The following is a 7,024-nucleotide window of genomic DNA, read 5'->3' as shown; positions in this document are numbered from 1 at the left end:
ACCTATCGCGATGTAAATATAAAACTCTCTCTCTCCCCTGAAGATACAGCGCACCTTATGGCAGAGTTTTATAAAAAGTTACAAGAGTTTGTTTAAAGTATCACCAACACAGAAGAAGGAGAACGTACTTTTCCTCTTCTAACATTGCATTTAAAGCATCAAATAGAGGCTGAAAAAGAACACTCCCAAAATACATAAAATTCGGCTGAATATCCCTCTAAAATCAAAAGTCGATATGAAAATCTTTTTTGCTTTTTGGATCATTTGGGATTGAGTTTGCAGTCAATTGAACTTTTGGATTAATTTCTCTAAAGGATCTTAAAAGACCTTTCAAAGCTTTTTCTCATTTTTATGCTCAAATTCCGATTTTTGCTCTTTTTTTCCATTTCAGATGTTAAAATGAATTTTGACAGAACGCGCCTTTCAAAACGTGCCTTTAATGCTAAATTTTATTCATAAAAACAACAAATTATCACATACTCCTAACGAATACCACCTTTTCCCACTTACTGCAAAACCTACTGTCAAATTACACCAAAGAAAAACTCAAGAGAAAGCCACTCAATAAAAAGGATGACTGTAAAGATCGGATCGAGCAGAAGTCTTCGTTTTTTAAGGAAAATAGGAAGTTAAGAATTGTCAATGAGCGTTTTTTTGACAGTACATCTTGGCAGCAGAAATTGACTATATTAAATGCTTTTTGTTGATAATATAATTTCTTCTTTTGCTACATTGTTAAAACATGAGCAGATTGCAGAGAGTATCTTTTTACTTTTTTACATAAAGTAAGCTATTTATTTATATAAAACAATGAATTATTTTTTCATATTGAATGAGAGCTACGAATATAATATTCTCATTTCATCTCTCTCTTATAATAAAAATCATTTTCTTGTGCGTTACAAGGAGGGGAGGCTCATGTGGATGAAGGTTAAAAAAGAACAAAAATTCTCTGATAAATTTCCTAGGGAATAAGGGTTATCGTAACATTGGGCGTTGGGTACAACGATGGTATTGGTTTTTATCTTTATTTCATCAAAATGGCAGAATGGGCTTATACGCTTCACGGTTAATATCGCGAAATGGGAGAAAGAGTATGAGAGATATTACTTTGTAAGGAAATAACATGAAGTGCGTTCTTTTTTAGGTATTTTATTCTTTAAAGGAAAATATATTCATTTTTTCAAAGTTACGGATGACGCAAAATAATAAGAAAATTCGTGCACCATGCTCTTAGGTGAAAGAATCAAATCGTAACAAAAAATACCAAAAGATTTAATTTTCTCGCGCAATGGCTCGCCACCCGATATCACGACGAACAAAGCCTTCTGGCCAATCAATACAATCAACAGCTTCATAAGCACGTTTTTGTGCGTTCGTAATTGTTTTTCCAGTTGCTGTTATATTGAGAACACGTCCCCCATTTGCAATAAGTTCTCCATTGCGCAATGCGGTACCAGCTTGAAAAACTTTTACATCAGAAAGCATGTTTACTTTATCAATGTTACGGATAACAGTTCCTTTTTGGGGAGAGCCTGGATAACCATTAGCCGCCATAACAACAGTAAGAGCAGTTTTTTCAAACCACTGAAGAGATTTATTTTCAAGCTTTCCTTGAGCTGTGGCAAGAAATATCGGGACAATATCATCTTTGAGGCGCATCATTAAAACTTGACATTCAGGATCACCGAATCGTACGTTAAATTCAATGAGTTCGGGTCCTTTTTGTGTTATCATCAATCCGACGAAGAGAATGCCTTTAAAGGGGGCGCCCATCTCTCTCATACTTTTTAAAGCAGGCTCAACAATTTCTTTGAGGGTGCGATTCACCATTTCTTCGGTCATGATGGGCGCTGGTGAATAAGCTCCCATACCACCGGTGTTTGCTCCAGTATCTCCATCTCCTACACGTTTATGATCTTGAGCAGATCCAAAGGGAAGTGCAATTTTACCATCACAAAGACAGAAGAAGCTTGCTTCTTCACCTTCAAGAAAAGATTCTACAACAATTTTATTTCCTGCATCTCCAAAGGCATTTTTAAAGCAGGCATCAACTGCGTTAAATGCTTCTTCTATAGTTGTTGCAACCACGACACCTTTGCCAGCGGCTAAGCCATCCGCTTTAATGACAATGGGAACCCCTTGTTGATGAATGTAAGCTTTTGCTTTTGCAGCATCATTAAAGCATTGGTAACTTCCTGTAGGAATGTTATTCTTACGACATAAGTCTTTTGTAAAAGCTTTTGAACCTTCTAGTTGAGCAGCTTTTTGAGTAGGACCAAATACACAGATGTTGGCGCTATTAAGAGAGTCTGTTATACCTGCAACCAATGGCGCTTCTGGTCCCACAATGACAAGATCAATAGAATGTGCTTTACAAAAATCAATAACAAGCGGGTGGTCATCAATGTCTAAATTAATATTTTCACCAAATTCTGTTGTTGCAGGATTTCCAGGAGCGCAATATAACTTTTTGAGCAGTGGTGATGCTGCTATTTTCCACGCTAGAGCATGTTCTCGTCCACCTGAGCCAATAAGAAGAATATTCATTGCTTGCTCCTCTCATAAAAAATGATTAATTTCATCTTCTTCTCATAAGAATGAAATGTCTCTATCGCAAGACTAAAGGTAAGTCATTTGATGAAAAAAAATAAAAATATTCTCCATGTTCAGTCCTATGATAGCCAAGGACGGGTTATGGATGCATCTTCCAAACAATGGGTCTATAATTTCCTTCCCTGTTCTTTATGGTTTTATGCGCAATTGGCGCGCTGGGATCGGCCTATCGGCTGGCAATTATTGATGTGGCCTTGTTTTTGGTCAACAACAATGGCTTTTCTCTCTTATGACATGAATTATGAGCCTCTTTTACCAATTTTTCTTCATTGGGTTTGGTATCTTTTTCTTTTTTTTCTGGGATCCATCGCTATGCGAGGAGCAGGATGTACTTGGAATGATCTTATTGACCATAAAATTGATTCTCAAGTAGAAAGAACACGTTCTCGCCCATTACCAACAGGTCATGTGAGTCGGTTTCAAGCAAAAGTTTTTATACTTGTACAATGTTTGGTAGGTTTAGGTGTTTTATCGCAATTTAATAGGTTTAGTTTTGTTTTAGGCATTTCGTCATTGATAGCTGTTGCAGCTTATCCTTTTATGAAACGCGTAACCTATTGGCCGCAGTTTTTTTTAGGTGTTGCATTTAATTGGGGAGCATTAATGGGGTGGGCCGTTGTGTTTGAAAGTTTAAGCTGGGCACCGATCTTGCTTTATGTGGGATCAATTTTTTGGACCATAGGATATGATACAATTTACGCACATCAAGATAAAGAAGATGATATTACTGTCGGTGTCCGTTCTACGGCGCTTCTCTTTGGTAAAGGAACTAAGCGTGCATTAGTATTTTTATATGGTGGTTTCGTCATATTTGTTAGTTTAGCATTTTATTTAGCTGAAGTTCCTGTTCTCAGTTTTTTGGGGATTTTGGCGGCAAGCATCCATATGTTTATTCAAATTAAAACCATTGATATAGATGACAGTTCACAATGCCTCAGACTTTTCAAATCTAATTCGCTTATTGGTTTTATGATTTTTGCTGGTTTAATTTGTGGTGGTCTATGGATGATATTTTATCCTGCAGTTTAACAACACGTGAGATAAAACCATATGCTTTGTGATAATGGGGCGAGGAATAAAAGTTCAAAGAGACTTTCATTGATTTTAAAGTTTATTATTCTTTTGAATTTTCAAAGTTTGTTTGTATTGTATGGTTCGTTTTGTTCCAGGTCTTTCTGGTTAAAAATAATGGCGTTGTCAAATTCTATTAAAAATAGACTTTAGGAAGAATGGATAATTTTTGTAATTAAAAGTGTGCTTTCTATTTATTCATCAAAATCGAGTTGTATACGACTATTTTATTCTAGGCTTCACTTAAATATCGCAGCTTTTCCTATCAGAAATTCAAAAGTAAAATCGTAGCTTTTGCTGAATACAGCATTTTCTCTTCAATAGGATTGTCGCTAACTTAGCTTCAAGCGATAGAGAATGTTATCAATCAACTTTTATCATAAAAATAAATCATCTCCTTTTGGAATTTTGCAAATAGAAATAATCATTTAGCTGTTAGAAAAAACTTCATAACGATGAATCTTGAAGAATTATGGGTACAGTTTTTGTCTTTTCCAATTGGGGTTTTCAACACAATCACGTGTAAAAAGCAAACGATCATGTAAACGAAATGGGCGGTCACACCAGAATTCGATAGAAAGGGGGTTAACACGAAAACCAGACCAATAAGGTGGTCGCGGAATATTGCCTAGAGCATAACGTGCAGTATATTGAGCAATTGCTTTTTCGAGCACAAAACGATTTTCTAATGGTTGAGATTGTTTCGATGCCCATGCACCAATTCGACTCCCGCGGGGGCGCGATTGGAAATAGGCATCGGCTTCCTGGTGACTTACTTTTTCAACAATTCCTCTTATTCGAACCTGACGACGAAGCGACTTCCAATGAAACCCTAAGGATGCTTTCATTGATTTTAAAATTTCTTGTCCTTTACAGCTTTCATAATTGGTGTAGAAGACGAAGCCTTGAGGACTATAGTCTTTGAGGAGAACCATACGAACATTTGGGAGGCCTGTTTCGTCAACTGTTGCAAGTGCCATAGCATTCGGATCATTTATTTCGCTTCTCGTTGCTTCTTCAAGCCACTTTGCAAAAAGTTCAAAAGGTTTTTGCATTTGCATAAAATAATCGTCTGTTGGTATTTTATCGCTCATAGTATCTCCAAATGTCAGTGAGCATGGGCATTTTCTCATTTACTTTTTCATTAAAAAGTAAAGTATCATTTTTTTTATTCTCAAAAAGCTAGCGTCTTCATATATTTTAAATGGGTATTTCTGTGGTCGTTTCATTATTTTAGTCTTTAGCATAGACGACAATAAGCTATATTAAATAAATATCTCATTTTAATCTGGTATTTTAATTTCTTGATAGACATATAAAGAAATTATTCTCTAGAATAGACTGATGAAGTTATGAGGAATATTGAACAACATATCCGTTGATATTGTGAAAACGAAAAAATTGAAAAGAGGACAATATGCGTGATCCCTACACAATTCTGGGTGTGGCACGTACCGCAAAACCGCAAGAAATTAAATCGGCATTTAGAAGGCTAGCAAAGAAGTATCATCCAGACCACAATAAAGATGATAAAAAGGCTAAAGAAAAGTTTGCTGAAATTAATCAAGCTTATGAAATTATCGGTGATAAAGATAAAAAGGCACAATTTGACCGCGGTGAAATTGATATGGAAGGCAAACCGCTTTATCAAGCCTATGGTGCTAATGAAAATTTCAGCAATAAACAAAATCCCTTTGCAGGAAAAGCGAAAGGATTTGATTTTTCCTCTTCGGGGGGACCAAGTTTTGATGCGAGTGATATTTTTCGCGATCTGTTTGGAGGCGGCGCTAGCTTTTCGAATTCCACACACCATAATCGTCCTCAACAAGGAGCCCATATTCGCGCTAATCTTACCATAACATTAGAGCAGATGGTTGGTGCAGACAAGGTGGAAGCTGTTTTCCCTCATGGAAAAAAGTTAAAAATTAAACTTCCAGATTATATTGAAGACGGGCAAACTATTCGTTTAAAAGGCCAGGGAGAAGAGGTATCTTATGGGCAAGCAGGAGATGCGTTGATCACCATTCAGATTCAAAAACATCCTCGTTTTCGGGTTGAAGGAAGGGCGCTTCATCTTGATTTACCCGTTTCTCTTAAACATGCTGTTTTGGGAGCAAAAGAAGAAGTTGAGACGTTAGAGGGACGTGTGGTTTTAACGATTCCTGCTTGGTCAAGTTCTGATCGCATTTTGCGGCTGAAAGGAAAAGGCCTTCGTTTAAAAAATGGCACAAGAGATGATCTTTATGTGCATGTTCGTGTTATGTTACCGGAAGGTGAAAATGCTGCGCTAAAACAGTTTTTGCAAACGCAAAGAGATTAATTTTAAAGTTTTTATATATTAAAGCGTAGTTTTTGTTTGATTTTAAACCAATTACTTGAAGAAAAAGTTGACCTGTGTCATAGGCAGGTTAATAATATTAATTTCAAGTAACGATGGGGCAGTGCTGATGGCTAAGGGTAATGGTTTGTTGTATGGTAAGCGTGGTTTAATCTTAGGGTTGGCCAATAATCGCTCCATCGCTTGGGGAATCGCTAAAGCAGCGCGTGCTGCGGGAGCAGAGCTTGCTTTCACCTATCAGGGTGAAGCGATGAAAAAGCGTGTTGAGCCTTTGGCTGAAGAATTAAATGGGTTTGTTTGTGGACATTGTGATGTTTCTGACAGTGCCTCTATTGATGAGGTCTTTAGAGTCATAGAGAAGAGATGGGGCAAGCTTGATTTTTTAGTTCATGCTATCGGTTTTTCTGATAAAGATGAATTAAGTGGCCGTTATATTGATATCAGCGAATCAAATTTTATGATGACCATGAATATTTCGGTTTATTCTCTAACAGCGCTAACAAAGCGTGCAGAAAAGTTGATGTTAGACGGTGGTTCAATCTTAACACTAACCTATTATGGTGCGGAAAAGGTTGTTCCCAATTATAATGTCATGGGGGTTGCCAAAGCCGCTCTTGAAGCGAGCGTGAAGTATTTAGCGGTAGATTTAGGCCCTCAAAATATTCGTGTTAATGCGATATCTGCTGGACCAATTAAAACGTTAGCGGCTTCAGGTATTGGTGATTTCCGTTATATTCTAAAATGGAATGAATATAATGCTCCCTTACGTCGCACAGTATCAATTGAAGAGGTAGGTGATTCTGCCCTTTATTTTCTTTCGGACTTGTCTCGTTCTGTTACCGGTGAAGTTCATCATGTCGATTCAGGTTATAATATCATCGGTATGAAAGCTGTTGATGCGCCGGATATTTCCGTCGTTAAAGAATAAGTTTGGTTTAAGGACCTATATTAGACAGCAGTGATTTGACCAAATTTAAAGCGGCTAAGAATATTTTGAAG

General features: G+C 36.9%; 5 protein-coding genes. 3 read left to right on the top strand and 2 right to left on the bottom strand.

What is annotated here, in order from left to right; translation table 11 throughout:
* Positions 1-1,275: 1,275 nt before the first annotated feature.
* Positions 1,276-2,550 carry a phosphoribosylamine--glycine ligase gene (gene purD / locus CEV08_RS06225; RefSeq protein ID WP_100130825.1) on the bottom strand — a complete coding sequence of 425 codons (1,275 nt, stop codon included), beginning with the start codon at positions 2,548-2,550 and terminating at the stop codon, positions 1,276-1,278.
* A gap of 90 nt (positions 2,551-2,640) precedes the next feature.
* Between purD and ubiA the strand changes: the two genes are divergently transcribed.
* Complete coding sequence (ubiA, locus tag CEV08_RS06220) at positions 2,641-3,645, top strand: 4-hydroxybenzoate octaprenyltransferase (protein ID WP_100130824.1); 1,005 nt, start codon at positions 2,641-2,643, stop codon at positions 3,643-3,645.
* Between the two features lie 512 nt (positions 3,646-4,157).
* Here the strand turns inward: ubiA and pdxH are convergent.
* Positions 4,158-4,781 (bottom strand): pyridoxamine 5'-phosphate oxidase, encoded by a 624-nt coding sequence (gene pdxH, locus CEV08_RS06215; protein ID WP_100130823.1) that lies wholly within the window; start codon positions 4,779-4,781, stop codon positions 4,158-4,160.
* A gap of 323 nt (positions 4,782-5,104) precedes the next feature.
* On the opposite strand from pdxH, the gene CEV08_RS06210 reads away from it, so the two are divergent.
* A complete protein-coding gene (locus CEV08_RS06210; RefSeq protein WP_100130822.1) occupies positions 5,105-6,007 on the top strand; it encodes a DnaJ C-terminal domain-containing protein in 903 nt (300 codons plus the stop codon).
* A 127-nt stretch (positions 6,008-6,134) separates the two neighbouring features.
* A complete protein-coding gene (gene fabI / locus CEV08_RS06205; RefSeq protein WP_100130821.1) occupies positions 6,135-6,953 on the top strand; it encodes an enoyl-ACP reductase FabI in 819 nt (272 codons plus the stop codon).
* Positions 6,954-7,024: the final 71 nt, after the last annotated feature.

It is taken from the genome of Bartonella tribocorum (genome assembly GCF_002778015.1).
In the GTDB taxonomy this organism is placed as follows: domain Bacteria; phylum Pseudomonadota; class Alphaproteobacteria; order Rhizobiales; family Rhizobiaceae; genus Bartonella; species Bartonella tribocorum_B.
This window is presented reverse-complemented; position numbering and strand designations above follow the sequence as displayed.